At 71.2% G+C, this 18095-nt stretch carries 12 protein-coding genes and 1 pseudogene; 11 read left to right on the top strand and 2 right to left on the bottom strand.

Annotated elements, in window-relative coordinates; genetic code table 11:
• Positions 1–42 precede the first annotated feature (42 nt).
• Positions 43–504, bottom strand: a complete 462-nt coding sequence (locus ACFULQ_RS44125) for a YybH family protein (protein WP_383556027.1) — start codon at positions 502–504, stop codon at positions 43–45.
• A gap of 146 nt (positions 505–650) precedes the next feature.
• Here ACFULQ_RS44125 and ACFULQ_RS44120 point away from each other — a divergent pair, with 146 nt between their 5' ends.
• From ACFULQ_RS44120 to ACFULQ_RS44105, 4 genes are all read left to right on the top strand, one after another.
• A complete protein-coding gene (locus tag ACFULQ_RS44120) occupies positions 651–1046 on the top strand; it encodes a winged helix-turn-helix transcriptional regulator (RefSeq protein WP_383556025.1) in 396 nt (131 codons plus the stop codon).
• Positions 1047–1348: 302 nt separating this feature from the next.
• On the top strand, positions 1349–2695 hold the full coding sequence (locus ACFULQ_RS44115; protein WP_383556023.1) for an acyclic terpene utilization AtuA family protein: 1347 nt from the start codon (positions 1349–1351) through the stop codon (positions 2693–2695).
• Positions 2696–2699: 4 nt separating this feature from the next.
• Positions 2700–3056: a hypothetical protein gene (locus ACFULQ_RS44110; protein ID WP_383556020.1), complete on the top strand. Its 357-nt coding sequence runs from the start codon at positions 2700–2702 to the stop codon at positions 3054–3056.
• Positions 3057–3070: 14 nt separating this feature from the next.
• A complete protein-coding gene (locus ACFULQ_RS44105) occupies positions 3071–4648 on the top strand; it encodes a carboxylesterase/lipase family protein (RefSeq protein ID WP_383556017.1) in 1578 nt (525 codons plus the stop codon).
• Between the two features lie 307 nt (positions 4649–4955).
• On the opposite strand, the gene ACFULQ_RS44100 is transcribed toward ACFULQ_RS44105, so the two are convergent.
• A complete protein-coding gene (locus ACFULQ_RS44100; RefSeq protein ID WP_383556030.1) occupies positions 4956–5102 on the bottom strand; it encodes an FCD domain-containing protein in 147 nt (48 codons plus the stop codon).
• 17 nt (positions 5103–5119) lie between these two features.
• Here ACFULQ_RS44100 and ACFULQ_RS44095 point away from each other — a divergent pair.
• The 7 genes and pseudogenes from ACFULQ_RS44095 to ACFULQ_RS44065 form a co-directional block, all read left to right on the top strand.
• Positions 5120–6045 (top strand): annotated as a pseudogene (locus ACFULQ_RS44095) (hypothetical protein); the annotation flags it as partial.
• Between the two features lie 371 nt (positions 6046–6416).
• Positions 6417–7763 carry an MFS transporter gene (locus ACFULQ_RS44090; RefSeq protein ID WP_383556014.1) on the top strand — a complete coding sequence of 449 codons (1347 nt, stop codon included), beginning with the start codon at positions 6417–6419 and terminating at the stop codon, positions 7761–7763.
• Positions 7764–7938: 175 nt separating this feature from the next.
• Positions 7939–9471: a purine-cytosine permease family protein gene (locus ACFULQ_RS44085; RefSeq protein WP_383556011.1), complete on the top strand. Its 1533-nt coding sequence runs from the start codon at positions 7939–7941 to the stop codon at positions 9469–9471.
• Positions 9472–9648: 177 nt separating this feature from the next.
• Positions 9649–12615 (top strand): SpoIIE family protein phosphatase, encoded by a 2967-nt coding sequence (locus ACFULQ_RS44080; protein WP_383556009.1) that lies wholly within the window; start codon positions 9649–9651, stop codon positions 12613–12615.
• A gap of 782 nt (positions 12616–13397) precedes the next feature.
• Complete coding sequence (locus ACFULQ_RS44075) at positions 13398–14168, top strand: SDR family NAD(P)-dependent oxidoreductase (protein WP_383556007.1); 771 nt, start codon at positions 13398–13400, stop codon at positions 14166–14168.
• Between the two features lie 89 nt (positions 14169–14257).
• Positions 14258–15544 carry an MFS transporter gene (locus tag ACFULQ_RS44070; protein ID WP_383556004.1) on the top strand — a complete coding sequence of 429 codons (1287 nt, stop codon included), beginning with the start codon at positions 14258–14260 and terminating at the stop codon, positions 15542–15544.
• Positions 15545–15773: 229 nt separating this feature from the next.
• Positions 15774–18023: a glycoside hydrolase family 3 C-terminal domain-containing protein gene (locus tag ACFULQ_RS44065; RefSeq protein ID WP_383556002.1), complete on the top strand. Its 2250-nt coding sequence runs from the start codon at positions 15774–15776 to the stop codon at positions 18021–18023.
• Positions 18024–18095: the final 72 nt, after the last annotated feature.

The following is an 18095-nucleotide window of genomic DNA, read 5'->3' as shown; positions in this document are numbered from 1 at the left end:
CCGGAGAACCCGGTGCCCCCACGGCGTGCACCGTTGTGGGCGTCAGCGCCGGACGGGTGTGTTCGGCGGGCCTCCCCAGTTCCACGACACGATCTTCCACTGCTCGCCGGACCTGGTCAGCACGAACGTCCAGGTCCCCCGGGCCTCGACGGCGAGTTCCGGGCCGAAGACGTCCGCCTTGGCGTGGGCGACGGCGTACGCGTGGTCGCCCGCGACGTAGATCCGCTGCCAGTCGCCGAGTTCGAACTCGACCGTGGTCAGGCCCGCCGACCCGATGGCGGCCTGCAGATCCCTCCACCACTTCCGCGTCGGCGAGTCGCCCTCCCAGACGAAGGGCGGGAAGGCGTCGACCAGAATGCCGGAGGGTGCCCAGTCGGCGGCGATCGCGTCCTCGTCGGCGCTGTTCAGGGCGAGCACGTGGTGTCGGATGACGCCCTCCACCGCCGCGTTCTCCTCGTCCTGGGACGGCACCGCCGTCACCGCGGAACCTGTGGCCTCGCTCATGAGTACTTCCCTGTGTTCATATCTGACAGAATCCGGCGTCCCCGCTGAAACCGACCGTACGACCTGCCGAAACGCCCCACAAGAAGGAACTTTGCCGAGACCAGGTCGCATCTGTGTGACCCTGGGAGGGAACGAAGGGCTCTCGCATGTCACACACCGCGTCGGACTTCCTGGAGAAGCGGAAGACCGCACTCGATCCGCACTGTGTCGTCCGCGACGTGCTGAACCGGGTCGGCGACCAGTGGAGTCTGCTCGTCGTCACGACGCTGGCGGACGGGACGAAACGCTTCAGTGAGCTGTCGCGGGAGATCGGCGACATCTCGAAGCAGATGCTGGCGCGCACCCTGCGCCAACTGGAACAGGACGGATTCGTACGGCGGACGATCTTCCCGGAGGTGCCTCCTCGCGTGGAGTACGCCCTCACCGAGCTGGGGCACTCGTTCCTCCTGCCGGTCGTAGGCCTCGTGGAGTGGGCCGACGCGCACCATGACGCCATCGCCGCCGCGCGACACGACTACGAAGGCCGCGCCCAGGACCGGTGAGCCCCGGCGAAGGCGGGCCGGAGCCGGGAAGGTCCACGCACGGCGGGTCCGCCCGACCGGTCCGAGGGCCGGCCGCGGAGGCGGGTCCGCCACCCGGAGGCCGCAGGTGTCCACCGTCCCGGCAGCCGTCCACGCGGTCGCCGGCATGCCAATACCTTGCAGCATTCTGTTTTCACGCATAGCCTTGGCCGACACATGGAACGTTTCAATCAGTACACGGCCGTGCTGTCGCCCTTCGGACTGTATGAACGGCGTGCGGGCGGCCCGCGCCCCGTGTGCCCCGAACAGACCGCGAGGCACGGATGAGAACGGTGCGGATCGGCTGCGGCGCCGGGTTCGCGGACGACCGGGTGGAGCCTGCGGTCGAGCTCGTCGAGGGCGGCGCGCTGAACTACCTGGTGTTCGAGTGCCTGGCCGAGCGGACCGTGGCACTGGCCCAGTTGGAACGGTTGTCCGATGCGGACTCGGGGTTCAACGAGTGGCTCGTCGAGCGCATGGAAGCCGTCCTCGCACCGTGCGTGGCGCGTGGCGTGCGGGTGGTGACCAACATGGGCGCGGCCAACCCGCTGGCCGCCGCCCGTGCGATCCTCGATGTCGCCCACCGCCTCGGCCTGGACGGGCTGCGGGTCGCGGCGGTGACCGGGGACGACGTGCTGGACATCGTCCGGGGGTCGGATCTGCCGTTGACCGGCGCCTCGGGAACGGTCGCGGGGCTGGGCGAGGGGATCGTCGCCGCCAACGCCTACCTCGGCATCGGACCAGTGGTGGAGGCGCTTCAGACGGGCGCGGACGTGGTGGTGTGCGGACGGGTGGCCGACCCGTCGCTGTTCCTGGCACCGATGGTGCACGAGTTCGGCTGGGCCGAGGACGACTGGGAGGCGCTGGCCCGCGGTACGGCCGCGGGGCACCTCCTGGAGTGCGCGGGACAGGTCACCGGCGGCTACTTCGCCGATCCCGGGGTGAAGGAGGTGCCCGGACTCGCGCGGCTCGGTTTCCCCTTCGCCGACATCTGCGCCGACGGTTCCTTCAGCGTCTCGAAGGTGCCCGGCTCGGGCGGACGGGTGACCGAGGCGACCGTCGCCGAGCAGCTGTTGTACGAGGTGCACGACCCCGCCGGGTACGTAACCCCGGACACGGTGGCCGACTTCTCCGGGGCCCGCATCACGCGGGTCGACGAGGACCGCGTGGCCGTGTCGGGGATCTCCGGCGGACCACGCCCGGACCGGCTGAAGGTGTCGGTGGCCTACCGTGACGGCTTCATCGGCGAGGGGCAGATCTCCTACGCCGGCGCGAACGTGGAGGCCCGGGGGCGCCTCGCGCTGGACATCGTCCGTGAACGGCTGCGACTGCTCGGTCTGGACGGTGCGGAGACGCGGTTCGACCTGATCGGCGTCAACGCCGTCCACCGCGGCCCCGACGGCGGCGGATCGGGCCACCGCCCGGCACCCGAGGTCCGTGCGCGGGTCGCCGCACGTACCGCCACACTGACCGATGCCCGCCGGGTGGGGCGGGAGGTGACGGCGCTGTGGCTGAACGGTCCGGCCGGCGGGGCTGGGGCGACACGTTCCGCGCGGGAGAACATCGCCGTGGCCTCGGTCATGTTGCCGCGCCGTCTGGTGCGCACCGACGTCCACCTGCTGAAGGCCTGAACCGATGAGACTGTACGACTTCGCCGACGCCCGCTCGGGGGACAAGGGCACGTGCGCGGACATCACGGTGATCGCCCGCCGCCCGGCCGACTTCCCGCTGCTGCGCGACCATGTGACGGCGGACCGGGTGCGCACCCATCTGGCAGAAGTCGCCCGGGGTACCGTGCGGCGCTACGAGGTGGCAGGGCTGGCAGCATTGAAGTTCGTCCTGGAGGACGCACTGGACGGCGGGGTGACCCGTTCCCTGGCCCTGGACGCGCACGGCAAGGCCCTGGCCATGTGTCTGTTGGAGATGGAGCTGCCCGACGGGTCGTCGGACGGGCAGCCCACGGTGCCGGCACCCGCGCGAACCCGACTGTGAAAGGCAGAAACGAGATGTCCGACCCCCACACGACCGCGCGCCCGGTGGTGGCGACCACCCACGGAGCGGTCCGCGGAGTCCTCGCCGACGAAGGTTTGTGCTTCGCCGGAATCCCCTTCGCCGCTCCCCCTGTGGGCGGGCTGCGGCTGCGACCGCCGGAGCCCGCCGTGCCGTGGTCCGGTGTCCGCGACGCCGCGGGGTTCCCGGCGGCACCGGCCCAGCACGCCGGGATCACACCCGAGTTGGAGGCGCTCGGTCCCCACGCGGTCAGCGTCGCCCGTGCCCTCGGCGCCGCCGACGGCACGTTCTCCGAGGACTGTCTCTACCTGAACGTGTGGACACCCGGCCTCGAAGGCCGGCTGCCCGTGCTGATGTGGATCTACGGAGGAGGCTTCGAGACGGGCACGGCGTCGCCGCCGAGCTTCGACGGCGCGGCGCTCTCCCGGCTGACCGGCGCGGTCGTGGTGGCCGCGAACTACCGTGTCGGGGCGCTCGGTTGGCTCCACCCGGCGGGAGCGGGCGGCGACCGGTGGGCAGCGAGTGCCAACCTCGGCCTCCAGGACCAGACGGCCGCCCTGCGCTGGATCCGCGACAACGTGGGCCGTTTCGGCGGCGACTCCGGCAACGTCACGGTCGCCGGTGCGTCGGCCGGTGCGTTCTCCGTCGGGGCGCTGCTCGCGCTCCCGGACGCGAAGGGCCTGTTCCACAAGGCGATCCTGCAGAGCGGCAGCGTCACGCGCGTGCAGTCCCCCGACACCGCGCGGGCACTCACCGAGAGCTTCCTCTCCGCTGCGGGCCTCGAATCCCTCGACGAACTGGCGACCGCCCCGCTCGGCCGTATCCTCGACGCGCAGTCCTCCGTCGTCGACGCCGACATCGGCCGTCGCAACCTGCCGGGCGGACGTATCTGGGGTGTGGTCCAGGACGGCACGGTGCTGCCTGAGCGCCCCCTCGACGCCGTCGCGGCCGGGGCCGCCGTCGGCATCCCGCTCCTGATCGGTGCCAACCGCGACGAGATCCGGATGTGGGCGGAGCTCGGTGGCGCCGGCTACCGCCCAGCCGACGAGGACGCTCTGACGGCCGAGATGGCCCGGGCGAACATCGCCGACCCGCCGGCCCTCCTGGAGGCGTACCGCGTACGGCTCCGGGCCGCGCTCCCCCGGCCCGGCGGGACCTCCCCCATGGCACCGGACGAACTGCGCGACCTGCGTACGGCGTTTCTCAGCGACGCCGTCTACCGCGTTCCGTCCGCCCGGCTCGCCCGCGCCCAGATATCGGCCGGCGGCCCCGCCCACAGCTATCTTCTGTCCGCCGAACCCTTCGGAGCCGGCACGGGCGCGTTCCACGGAGCCGAGTCGTTCTACCTGGGTGACAGACTCACGGCCCTGGACATCGACACCCCTGACAACCGGGCCGTCCGCGACCAACTCGCCACCGCCTGGAGCCGGTTCCTGCGCACCGGCGATCCGGGCTGGCCGGCGCACGACCTCGACGGCTCACCCACCGGAACCACCCGGCTGATCGGTCCGGACCCGCGGGACGTCCACGAACCGCCTCTCGACGTCGCGGAGCACTGGGGCCTCGGCGCATGATCGTGCCCGGTCGGGACCGCGTCGCCGCGGGCGGTTCGCCGCCGACGCCGAAGCGGGACCGGCCGGTGGGGGACGAACTCCGCGAATTCCCGGCCGCCCCGTCGCCGGACGGAGAGCCAAGGGCGAGCAGGCACGCCACCGACCTTCCGATCCAGGCGCGACCTGCGACCGGCTCGCCCCGACAGGTCACCGCGCCGAGTCCTCGCGCCCCTGCCGGGTCGCGTCGACAAGGGCCCAGCGCCGTTCCACACGACGGTCGTCCTTACGCCCGTCCCTTCTCCCGCTGCCCGAACACCCTCCGCTGGATCTACTGCCGGTCGTCCTCGAGTGTCCTGTCGAGGTGCGCAGCTGTGGTGTCGGCAGCAGCCTCGGGCCGACCGTCCCGGATGGCCGCGTAGATCGCGGCATGCTCCTCGACTGCGGCTTCGGAAGGAGGCCCGGGGGTGTCGTGCAGCCCGAAGTCGCTGGTCCGAGCGCGGCTATGACTGATTCCACCAGGCCGAGAGCCTGCTGATGCTCCACCTCCTGTGCAGGGCCGCCCCTGAGCGCTGGTCCGAACGCGCCCTGCGGTTCGCCGAGTTGTACGTCGACCCCGCCGAGGGCGACTACGACGCCGAGCGGCGCGCCGTCACCCGTCGCACAACGGCAGCGACCCCGACCGCACCGGCCTGTTCGACGGCGACGTCTACCCCTGACGTCTCCAGGAGGCGGAAACCTGCGGCTTCCCGCTCGACTGGATCCTGCCGGCCGACGCGCCGTACCACCCGCTCTCCGAGGATCCCCGGCTGGGCCGGGAGATGCGCGAGCGCGCGGGGACGGGCGACACGGCCGCGAACCCCGCGGCCGCCGGTCTGGTCCTCAACGCGTGGATCCTGTCCGGCGAGGACCGCTACCGCGACTGGATCACCGAGTACGTCGGAGCGTGGCGCGAGCGGGTGGAGGCCAACGGCGGGGTCCTGCCCGACAACGTGGCTCCGGACGGCGTGGTCGGCAGCCTCCTGGAGGGCCGCTGGTACGGAGGCCACTACGGCTGGTCGTGGCCGCACGGCCTGCCCAGTGTGGGGCACGCGCCATACGTGGTGGCGCTCGCCGCCGCCATGGTGACCGGCGACGACGGCTTCCTGGACATGGTCAAGACCACCCTCGAAACCGTCGTCGAGAACGGCGAGGTGATGGCCTTCGCCGATTCCGACTCCAGCCTGCCGTCGAAGTGCCAGGCACAGCTCGGCCCGGTCGACATCGGCACACCGACCCCGCACGTCCCGTTTCGCAGGATCGACACGGGGTGGGTCGACAACAACCCGGTCACCCCCGCCGTACCGGTGGCTCTGTGGCACCACACTGCCTCCGAGTGCGACCGGGCTCGGCTGGAGAAGCTGCGTGAGGCCTCCGGCATCGGAACAGGTGGCACGAATCGCGGGACTGCACCATCAGCCCGTTCCGGACGGTCTGTGGGACGCCCTCCGTGTGCGTGGGCTGATCAGGTCCGACGTCCCCGACGCAAGCGGCGTCCGGGACCTTGCCGTGCCCGACGTCGGGGCCCCGGGGCCGGGAGTGCTTCCCCCTACCCGCGGGGCCGAGTGCGGGCAGTCGTCTTCCGTCCGTCGGCAGCGGTCGTTGAACGCGCCGTGTGCCGTGTCCGTACCGAGAACTGTGCCTGGTGCACACCTGTCGCCATGGCCGGTGTCGCCCGGTTTGGCACGTTCGAGGGTGCGGTCACCATGCGACAGCCGCATGTCGCATGCCGAACGGAGCGGGGAGGCGGCACATGACACACGCTGACAGACAGGGCATGGCCATCGGACGCGGCGTGGCGCTGCTGTGTGCCCTCCTGGTCCTGGTGCAGAGCTATGACCTGATCGTCTACAGCGCCTTGCTGGACCCGTTGCTCGACGAGCCGGGATGGCACCTCGACGCGGCGACCGCCGGCGCCGTCGGCAGCACCGTCTATGTCGGGGTGCTGGCCGGCGGGATGCTCTCCGGAGCGCTGGTCGACCGGTTCGGCCTGCGACCGGTGGTTCTCGTCCAGGTCTGCTGGTCCGGCGTGTGGACGGCGGCGTGCGCTCTGGCCGACGATCCGCTGCAGCTTGCCGCGTTCCGGGGACTGGCGGGGCTGGGGCTGGGCGCCGTCATGCCCTGCGTGCTGACCGCGTGCAGGCAGTCCATGCCGCCGGGGCGGGCCAGGCGGGCCGCCGGAATGTCCATGGCGGCGATGCCCGTCGGCGGGGTCGGCGCCATGATGCTCGCGCCTGTCGTGCTTCCCACGCACGGCTGGCGGGCCATGTTTCTGGCCGGTTCCGCGCTGGGCGCCCTGGGCCTCGCGATCGCCGTTCGGCGGCTTCCGGAATCCGTACCGGCCCGTCAGTGGCCGGACCGCGCGGCCCGCCCTGAGGTACGGCGGGTGGCGAGCGGCGCACTGTTACGGCGAGCTCTCGCGGCGGGTCTGCTGGGCGCGCTGGCCGCCGCCGTCAATCTGCTCACCTGGCGCGTCCTGGACGGCGAGGCGGGCGCGGCGGCTCTCGGCCCGCTTCGGGCTCTGTCCCCGGACCTCCGGTTCAACCTGGCGCTGAACGCCGGTGCGTTCGTGGGGGTCTGCGTGGTCGCCGCGGTCGGGCTGCGGCGGAGTTCGAGCCGACGGAACCTGTGGGGATGCGCCGTCGGCGGGCTCGGGTTCGTACTGTTCATGCCAGGGACGTGGGGTGTGGCGGCCGGGGCGCTCGTGATGCTGCTCGCCCCCGTGGGGCCAGGTCTGCCGGGCGCCCTGAACCTTGCCAACACCTGGGTCGCCGACACCTTCAACCGGTCCTTGGGCTCGGCCGAGGGACCGCCGGGGCCGACCACGGGCCGACGCGGCGGGTCGTCCCCTGCGGGACGGCGCCATGCCGGGCACCGGGCGACGCCGCCCGTCCCGGCCCCGAGTGCCGATGCGCCGGCACCGGAGCCTCCTCCGGGCATTCCGGCAGCCTGGGCGCCGCCCCCGGCCCCCGGTCCGGTGACAGCCGCCCTGACGGAAGAGGTGATGAAAGCCCGCCTGCGCGACGGATACCCGGGACCACTCCCGCGACGTGTGAGTTTCGACGACACCACGGCGGGACGACACCGCCGACGCGAGTGAGCCGGCGCCACCCGTGGTACCGGCCGCGGGCCGGTTGCGGGAAGCGGGCCGTCTGTCGAGTGGTGCGGCGGCCGTCCGCCGACTGACGCCGGGGGCCGTCCAACGACGGCTGTCCTGTTCGCGTCCGACCCGTCGCAGTGTGACCATGGCGGGTGTTGAGGTGATTCACCTGACCATGAGGATTCGTAGCCCCCGTACCCGTGACCACGGGCATCCCGACGCCGGTGACGACTACGCCGTGAGCAAGGTGCCCTTCGCCACCAAGCGCCCGGGACGTGACTTCCCCGTGCTGGCCATGGGGGCGGTGACGTCCGTCTTCGTCTTCGCCCTCGGCGGCTCGATGGCGACCTCGTACGGCATCGCCACCACCGTCATCGCGGCGGTCTTCGGTTTCGTCGTGGGCACCGTCTCCTGCTCCGTCGTCGCCTGGCACGGATCGGGGACGAGCATGGGCGTGGACGCCATGTCGCGAGGTGCCGGGTTCGGCTTCCTCGGCTCCGCCGTCAACCTGCTCGCCTACGCGCTCACGTGGATCGCCTACGCGGCCTTCGAGTGCTCCTTCATCGCCACCGCCGTGCACGCCCGGTGGTCCGCGCCGCCGCTCTGGATGCTGTACCTCGTGAGCGCCCTGGTGGTGGTCCCGCTCACCTGGTACGGCGTGTCGCAGATCGCCTGGCTGCAGTGGGCGACGGTTCCGCTGTTCTTCATCGGCGTCGCGTACCTGCTGGTGAAGTCCCTCGGTGAACCCGTCGCCGGCACGGTTCCGATCGGGGTCACCCTTCCCGCGCTGGCCCAGGCGTCCGCGATCCCCCTGTCGATCGTGCCCATCCTCAGCCTGGCGCTCGGCGACTACGGCCGGTTCGTCATGCGCCGTGACCGCCGATGGGCGGTGCCCGCAGGAGCCGCGCTGATGATGGCGCTGTGGGTGCTGGAGGTCGTCGTCGGAGCGGTGATCACCGCTCGCACCGGTTCGGTGAACCCCGGGGAGTACAGCGTCGAGCTCATGGGCGTCACCGGACTGCTCTGGGTGATCGTCACCCAGCTGAAGGTCCAGTTCGTCAACTACTACGGCTCCTCGGTGGCTCTCACCAACTTCTCGGCGCGGCTGCTGCGACTGCCTTGGGGGCGGCGCGCGTTCCTCCTGCTCACGGGGCTCGGGGCCTTCCTGGTCTCGCTGTTCGACGTGATCGGCAACCTGGGCTACGTCGCCGGGCTGATGGGAGTTCCGCTCACCGCCTGGCTGAGCCTGCTGCTCACCGACTTCGTCGCGCGCCGGGGCGGCCGCGAGCGCCTGGGAACCACTTGGACGGAGCATCGCCGTGCCTACCTGATCCCCGTGGGCTGGCCCGAGGTCATCGCCATGGTGGCGGTGAGTTCCGTGGCCATCGCCCTGGTGACCGCGCACGTCCCCGGCTCGTACGACACCCTCGTACCGCTGCTTCTCGCCTGGTTCCTGCCCCCGCCCCTGGCTTGGGCGCTGCGCCGGATCGGTTGGTTCCGGTCGACCGTGCTCGCCACGAGCCCGGGTGCGGACTGGCGCGACGAGCCGGGGAGCAGCGACGAGGACTCCGATGCACAGTGGAACAAGGTGGTCTGCGTCACCTGCGGGAAGGACACATTCCGTTATGACGCCGTCCAGATCCACCCGTCCGGGACGGCCCGTTGTTTCGCGTGCGATGAGGCGCGCCCCCACCTGCGGGGTCTGTGACACCCACCCGTGTCGCCCCCCGTTTCCGCAAGTGGTCACTCACCGCAAACACTGAGATCGTATAGTGATTCGTATGGGCTGAATCCCTGAAGACGCGGGGACGGACGCATGCATGAGGTTGGTTTTCCGCGAGGCCCCGAGGACACGATGGAACCGTCCGGGACCGGTCGGCTACGCATGCTCGCCGCTCTGGAAGAGGACCAGAGCGAGGCGGACGTTCTACGGCTGGCCCTGCACCAGGCGATAGCCGATCTCGGCGGGCTCGGCGGGTTCGTACACCTGCGCGGCCCCGGAGGCAGCCGTCGGCTGCGGCTGACGACAGCTGCCGGACTGCCCCCCGACATCTCCCGGCTGTGGGGTGACATCGCCTGGGACGCGGCGCTCGCCCCGGCCGTCGCCGCGCAGCGCAATACCACCGTGTGGCAGCCGGCCGACGAGGTTCCGAGCGGCTACATGCCCCCGGCCGGGACAGGAGTGGTGGCCGTCCCGTTGCCCGGCCCCGACCTGCCGCTCGGCGTGCTCTCGGTCGTGACCGTACTGCCCGGCCCTCAGACCTCTGCCCGTTATGCCTTCCTGGCAGCCCTCACCCGGTGGCTTTCCGACGAGCTGCGGCGCCCCGCGGCCGCAGGGCAGGAGGTGCGCCCCGTCTGGTGGCAGGACGAGTCGCCCTCCGCCCCCGGGCTCCACCAGGCGGCGTTCAACGCGGTGCACGTCGGCACCTGGGACTGGGACATCCGCACGGGCGAGGTCGTCTGGGACGAGGTCATGCTGCGGGTGCTGGGAATCGAGCCGGGCTCCTTCGACGGGCGGGTCGAAAGCTGGGTGGCCCTGGTCCACCCCGAAGACCTGCCGTGGGTACTGGCGGGAACCGAGCAGGCCATCCACGACCGGGGCGAATACGGCTCCGAGTACCGGGTGTGCCGCCGGGACGGCACCACCGGCTGGGTCGAGGCCCGCGGCCGGGTCGTGGTCGGCGAGGACGGAGAACCCGCCCGCATGATGGGCACGCTGTGGGACATCACCGAGACCCGCCTGGCCATGGACGCGGCCGGACGCGCCCTGCGACACATGAGCGATGGCTTCCTCGCGGTCGATGCCGAGTGGCGGATCTCGTTCGTCAACGTCAGGGCGGAACAGTTGCTCGGCTCCTCCCATCGCATCGTCGGGCAGACACTGTGGGACATCGGGGAGGCCCGTGGGTCCGGCATCGAGCAACGCTGCCGGAGCGCCGCCGCACGGCGGGCACCGGTCGGCTTCGAGGTCCGGTGGCCGGGCGACGGGCGCTGGTACCACGTACGTCTGGTGCCTGTCCCCGACGGCCAGACCCTCTACTTCACCGATGTCACCGAAAGACGGCAACGGGATGCCGAGCGCGCCGCCGAAGAGCGCGCGACAGCAGAGCGGGCGGCCCGGGTCGAGGAACTGACCCGAGCCCTCTCCAGGGCGATCACCGTGGACGAGGTCGTCTCCGCCGTGGCGGAACGGGTTCTGCCGCCCTTCGGCGCCACAGGGCTGCTGATGATGTCCGTCGAGGGAGATGAGCTGCACCTGGTCGGCGCGTTCGGCTTCCCGGAGGCGTTCCGCTCCCGCCTCGTCGAGGTCATGACCACCGGCGGCTCGGCCAGCCGAGAGGTGCTGCGCACGGGTGTCCCCCAGTACTTCACCTCAGTGTCCGAGTATGCCGACGCCCACCCGCGGACAGCCGATCTGCCCGCCCTGGCGCAGATGAGCGCCGGGGCGGTACTCCCGCTCATCGTCTCCGGACACGCCATCGGCTGTTGCGTCCTCTCCTTCGACACGCCCCGCGCCTTCGGCAAGGAGGAGCGCACCCTGCTGGGCGCACTCGGCGGCCTCATCGCCCAGGCCCTGGAACGGGCCCGGCTGTACGACGCCGAGCACGCCCGTGCCCAGGCACTGCAACGCGGTCTGCTGCCCAGTACGCTGCCGTCGGTGCCCGCACTCACGGCCGCGGCCCGCTACCTGCCGGCCGCCGACGAGGGCATACAGGTCGGAGGCGACTGGTACGACCTGATTCCGCTGTCGTCCGACCGCGTGGCCCTGGTCATCGGCGACGTGATGGGCCACGGAGTGTCCGAGGCGGCGACGATGGGACGGCTGCGTACGGCCGTCCACACCCTCGCCGGGCTCGAACTGCCGCCGGACGAACTGCTGGCCACCCTCAACGACCTGGTCAGTGGCTTCGGCGACGACTTCTACGCCACCTGCCTGTACGCCGTGTACGACCCCGCCGAGGGGACCTGCACGATGGCCAGCGCCGGGCACCCGCCACCCGCCGTCGTCGACCCCACAGGGACGATCTCCTTCCCGGACCTTCCCGCCAATCCCCCACTGGGAGCGGGCACACCGCCGTTCGAGACCGCCGAGTTCCGGCTGTCCGAGGGCAGCTTGATCGTGGCCTACACCGACGGCCTCATCGAATCCTCCCTCCGCGACATCGACACCGGCATGGACCTGCTGGCCGAGACGATCGGCCGGCATCTCTCCACAGCATCTGCCCCTCGCCCGAACGGCGGGCGCGAACCGGTGCGACCGGAACTGGCGGAACAGACGGAACAGACAAAGGAGGAGACGGACGAGGCGAATGACGAGGCCGAGGCCGAACGGCTGCTTCAGCTGTGCGACTCCCTGACCTCCACTCTCATTCCCACCCACGGCCGTGCCGACGACGACGCGGCCGTCCTCGTGGCCCGGACCCGTGTTCTCGCGGACCGGGACATCGCGTCGTGGACACTGCCCGAAGACCCTGTAGCAGCGGGCGAGGCACGCGCCCACGTCCGACGGCAACTGGCCGAATGGCTTCTCGAAGATCTCGTCATGACCACGGAGATCGTCGTCAGCGAGCTTGTCGGCAACGTCATCCGGCATGCGCGTGGCCCCATACGCCTTCGACTGCTGCGCAGCCGGACGCTGATCTGCGAGGTTTCGGACGGGAGCCTCACCACCCCCCGCATCCGGCATGCCGGCGACACCGACGAGGGCGGCCGCGGCCTTCAGCTGGTCTCGGCGCTCTGCCAGCGCTGGGGAACGCGCTACACCTCTGACGGCAAGTCGATCTGGACGGAACAGCCCCTGCTGATGGAGTCGCACACGCTCGGCGAAGCGGCCCTCCTCGATGTGCTCTGAGCCGCGTGGACGTCAAACCCGTTTCTGGTGGCGGCCTCGTTCGGGCTGGGTGAGAAACCCTGGCGGGTGAGGCGTGCAAGGCGGCCGCGGGTGATGTGGGCGGTCGCTTCACCGACCGGCATGCCGAGGAGCTCGTGCAGCTCACGGACCCCTGAAGGCCCGGGCCGGCCTTCCCCCCTCACCCACCCAAATCGCCGTCACCGACGTCACCCGCGGCCGCGGCATGACGGAACATGTCCTGCAGAAATGGATCTGCACCCCCGGGTGCCTCGCACGGGGTGGCGCCGTTCTCGAGTCGGACGAACCGTTGCTCCGGTTCGGCGAGGATGCTCTCGCCTCCCGGCAGCGTCATCCCGACCGCATGTCCCGTCGTGCCGCGGTGTGAGGTCGCGGGCTCGGAGTCGGCGGGAGGTACCGACAGACCGACCGACGCCACGCCAGGCAAACGGCCGGCGTAGTCGTCCAGGACAGCCGCAGGCATGCCGCGCTCACCCTGAATCGGTCCACGAGAAGCGACTTCAAAAAACTTTCCGACCAAAACCCTGGCCATGAAAACCGAACAAAGCTAGGTTTCTGGCGTGTGAACTTCCGGTTCGCACCGGTCCGCCCGGCCCGGCATCCCGCAAGGGTCAGCCGAGCCGAGCGGAGCATCCCCACCCCGACGGCATCCGGGGCCTTGCTCCTGTCTTCCCGCCCGGTCCCGATCGACGGGACGCCGCGCCCGCTTCCCCGACGAAGCGGCGCGAGGCAAGCTCTCACCGCGACAACACGAGGGAACACCCATGCAACGACTCACCGACCGCCGCATCCTCGTCACGGGCGCCGCCTCGGGCATAGGCCGCGCCACCGCACTCCGGCTCCTGTCCGAGGGAGCCCGGGTCACCGGGACCGACATCGCAGCGGACGGTCTCGCCGAGACCGCGGAGCTCGCGGCCAAGGCTGGCACCGGCGAGCGGCTGAACACCGCCGTACTCGACGTGTCCGACGAAACCGCCGTGGGGAGCGTCGTGGCCGACGCCATCGCCTCGCTGGGCGGGCTCGACGCCCTGGTCAACGTGGCCGGCATGCTGCGCGGGGCCCACACCCACACGTGTTCCCTCGACCTGTGGAACCAGGTCATCGGGGTGAACCTCACCGGCACCTTCCTGGTCACCCGCGCCGCCCTGCCCGCCCTGCTGGAGACCGGCAAGGGCGTGGTGGTCAACTTCAGCTCCACCTCGGCCCAGTTCGCCCACCCGATGATGGCCGCCTACTCCGCGAGCAAGGGCGGCATCCTCTCCTTCACCCACAGCATCGCCCAGGAATACGGCAAGCAGGGTCTGCGCGCGGTCAACGTCAACCCCGGCAGCATCTCCTCCGGCATCACGGAGAACATCTTCTCCCTCATGCCCGAGGACACCGACTGGAGCCTCCTCGCCAAGCTCACCCCCGCCATCGGTGAGGGTTTCGGCTCCCCCGACGCCGTCGCCGGGGTCGTCGCCATGGTCGTCTCCGACGACGGGGCCTTCCTCACCGGCACCGAGATCCGCATCGACGGCGGAACCCACCAGTAATCCGGTACGGGCACTCCGGCATCCGGTGCCCGTTTCGCCCCCCTTCCCCACACGTGTACCCTCACGTGTCCGTACGGCCGGAGGCCAAGATGACACAGCACGCCGCCGGGCCTCCCGCCATCGAGGACGGCCCGAAGGGTCCACAGGGCGGACTCCCGCCGGTCAGTCGCCGGTTCATCACCCTGTACGTGATCGCCTATCTGGGCGTCTACGTCGCCGTGATGACCCCACTGCTGGTGTCGCTGGCGATGCGACTGGAGACCATCGACCCGGACGGCAAGACCGGCAGCCTGGGCCTGGTGGTGGGCGCGGGAACCCTGGTCGGCATGGTGTCCGGCCTGGCCTTCGGGGTGCTCAGCGACAACACCGCGTCCCGGCTGGGGCGCCGCAAGCCCTGGATGCTCGCCGGGATGCCGGTCCTGCTGGCCGGAGCGGCCGTCACCGGCGCGGGCGCGTCGGTGCCCGTCCTGCTGGCCGGTTTCGTCGTCGGCCAGATCGGGCTCAGCGCGCTCATGACTCCGCTGGTGGCGATGCTCCCCGACCAGGTGCCGGAGCAGCAGCGCGGCAAGGTCTCCGGCATGCTCGGCTTCACCGCGCAGATCGCCGGGGTCGCCGGCTTCCAGCTGGCCACACCGCTTCGGCATTCCGGGCTGCTGCTCTTCCTGGTCCCCGCGGTCATCGCCTGCCTGGCCCTGCTCCCCGTGGTCCTCTTCCTGCCCGATCCGGCGGTCCGGCGCGCGGACCGGGAACGGCAGGGGCTGGTGGCCATGTTCCGCGACCTCACCTTCAACCCCCGCCGCCACCCCGACCTGGGTTGGACCTGGGGCGGCCGGTTCCTGATCCAGCTCAGCCTCATGTTCCTGTCGACGTATCAGCTCTACTTCCTCACCGACCATCTGCACTACGAGCTGAGCAAGGTGACGGGGCTGCTGGCGCTCACCGGAGGTGTCGGCCTGCTGATGACCTCCGCGGGCGCCGTCGTGAGCGGCATCCTCTCGGACCGGCTGCGGCGCAGGAAACGGTTCATCTACCTCGCCGCGACCGCGTTCGCCGTCGGTTTCGTCGTGATCGCCTTCGCCTCGTCGTTCGCGCAGGTGTTCGTCGGCTCGCAGATCATCCTGCTGGGGGCGGGCATGTTCGGCGCCGTGGACATCGCCCTCATCACCGACGTCATCCCCAACCGGGAGACGGAGGGCGCGAAGTACATGAGTGTCTTCGCCATCGCCGCCGCCCTGCCGCAGTCGGTCGCCCCGCTGCTCGCGCCGTTCATCCTCGCCGTGGGCGGTGGGGACAACTACCCGCTTCTCTTCCTGAGCGCGGCGGGGGTCGCGGTGGCCGGCGGGCTGACCGTACGGCCCATCCGGGGAGTCCGCTGAACCGGAGACACCCTTCACCGGGCCTTCGCGACCGCGCTCCCCGCACCAGTCCACCGCAGGCACCCCTCACGGCCACCCCCGAAGACGCGCCCCCGGCACGCACCAAAACCGAGCCATATTCGGTTTTGTACTACGATCCACCTGAAAGCGCTCTCACGAGCCGTTCCGCTCGCCGATCGCCGACGGCCGTCCGTCCGTCCGCCACCGACCACTCCGAGGAACTCGCATCATGTCCCAGAACCCCACCGAGCTCGATCTGGACCGGAAGACCGCGCTGCTCTCCGGGCTGAACATGTGGTCCAGCAAGCCCGACGAGGGGGCCGGATTCCCCGCGCTGGTGCTCAGCGACGGCCCGAACGGCGTCCGGCGCCAGAAGGGCGAGACCGACCACCTCGGAGTCCACCGCAGCGAGCCCGCCACCTGTTTCCCGCCCGGTGCCGCCCTCGGCTCCAGCTGGGACCCCGACCTCGTCCGCCGGGTCGGCGAGGCGCTGGCCGTCGAGGCCCGCGCACTCGACGTGGACGTCCTCCTCGGCCCCGCGATCAACATCAAGCGCTCCCCGCTGTGCGGCCGCAACTTCGAGTACCTCTCCGAGGACCCGCTGATCAGCGGCGTACTCGGCGCGGGCCTCGTCGAGGGGATCCAGAGCGGGGGTATCGCCGCGTCGGTCAAGCACTTCGCGGCCAACAACCAGGAGACCGACCGGATGCGGGTCAGCTCCGACGTCGACGACCGCACCCTGCGCGAGATCTACTTCCCGGCCTTCGAGCGCATCGTGAAGCAGGCGCGTCCGGCCACCGTCATGTGCTCCTACAACAAGATCAACGGGGTCCAGGCCGCCGAGAACCGCTGGCTGCTCACCCAGGTGCTGCGCGAGGAGTGGGGCTTCGACGGGCTGGTCGTCTCCGACTGGGGCGCCGTCGGCGACCGCGTCGCGGCGCTGGCGGCCGGGATGGACCTGGAGATGCCCGGCAACGACGGCGTCACCGACGCCGAGGTCGCCGAGGCGGTGCGGTCGGGCCGTCTTGAGGAGTCGGTGGTCGACACGGCTCTGGCACGCCTGCGCGACCTCGCCGGGCGTGTCCGGCCCGCGGGTGAGGTCGAACTGGACCACGAGGCCCACCACCGGCTCGCCCGCGAGGTCGCCGGCGAGTGCCTGGTCCTGCTGAGGAACCGGGACGGCGCCCTGCCGCTCGCGCCGACCGGACGTGTCGCCGTCGTCGGCGAGTTCGCGGAGCAGCTGCGCTACCAGGGGGGTGGCAGCTCCCATGTCAACGCCACCCGGGTCGACAGCCCTCTCGCCGAGCTGCGCGCCCTGCTGCCGGAGGCGGAGGTCGGTTTCGCCCGGGGCTACGACATCGCGGGGCAGACGGACGCGGTGCGGCTGCGCGAGGAGGCCGTCGCGCTCGCGACCGGGGCCGACACCGCGGTCCTGGTCATCGGCCTGCGCGAGGCGGACGAGTCCGAGGGCTTCGACCGCGGCCACATCCAGCTCCCCGAGGACCAGGTCGAGTTGGTGCGGGCCGTGGCCCGGGCGGCCCGCCGTACCGTCGTCGTGGTGCTCAACGGCGGGGTGGTGACCCTGGAGGGATGGCACGACGAGGTGGACGCGATCGTGGAGGCATGGCTGCCCGGCCAGGCCGGCGGCGGCGCCATAGCCGACGTGCTCACGGGCCGGGTCAACCCGTCCGGGCGCCTCGCGGAGTCCATCCCGTTCCGGCTCAACGACAACCCCGCCTACCTCAACTTCCCCGGTGAGCAGGGCCATGTCCGGTACGGCGAGGGCGTGATGGTCGGCTACCGCTACTACGAGAGTGCCGACGTCGCCGTCCGCTACCCCTTCGGCCACGGCCTCGGCTACACCACGTTCGAACAGAGCGGCTTCCAGGTCGCCGCGACCGGCGAGGACACCGCCAGGGCCACGGTCACCGTCACCAACACCGGCGACCGCTCCGGCAAGCACGTGGTGCAGGTCTACGTCTGCGCGCCCGCGCGCCCCGTCAGCAGCCCCGCCCGTGAGCTGCGGGGCTTCGCCAAGGTGGCGCTGGAGCCCGGCGAGAGCAAGGTCGTCGAGATCGAGCTCGACCGCCGTGCCTTCGCCTTCTGGGACATCACCCGCGACGACTGGACCGTGGCCGCCGGACGGTACGAGGTCCAGCTCGGCGAGAACGCCCACGACGTGATCGCCGTACAGCCGCTGGACCTCGCCGGGGACCGCCTGATGGTGCCCCTCACCATGGACTCCACGGTCGGCGAGTGGTTCGGCCACACGACGGTGGGCCCGGTGCTCAACGGGGCCCTCATGGCCGGGATGTCCGAGGAGCAGGCGGCTGCCGCCGCGGAGAACCAGGACGCGATGCGCATGGTGGAGTCCATGCCGATGCGCCAGTTCCTCGGCTTCCTGCCGACGCCGATCCCGGCGGAGTTCCTCGACCAGCTCATGACGATGAGCCGCTCGCCCGAGCCCGTGGCTCCGTAGTCGGCGGCCCGGGGGACGCGCCGGCCCTGGTTCCCGTTCGGGGCGGCCACGGCGCGGCGGGCACCCAGGTGC

It is taken from the genome of Streptomyces sp. NPDC057253 (genome assembly GCF_042669125.1).
GTDB lineage: Bacteria > Actinomycetota > Actinomycetes > Streptomycetales > Streptomycetaceae > Streptomyces.
This window is presented reverse-complemented; position numbering and strand designations above follow the sequence as displayed.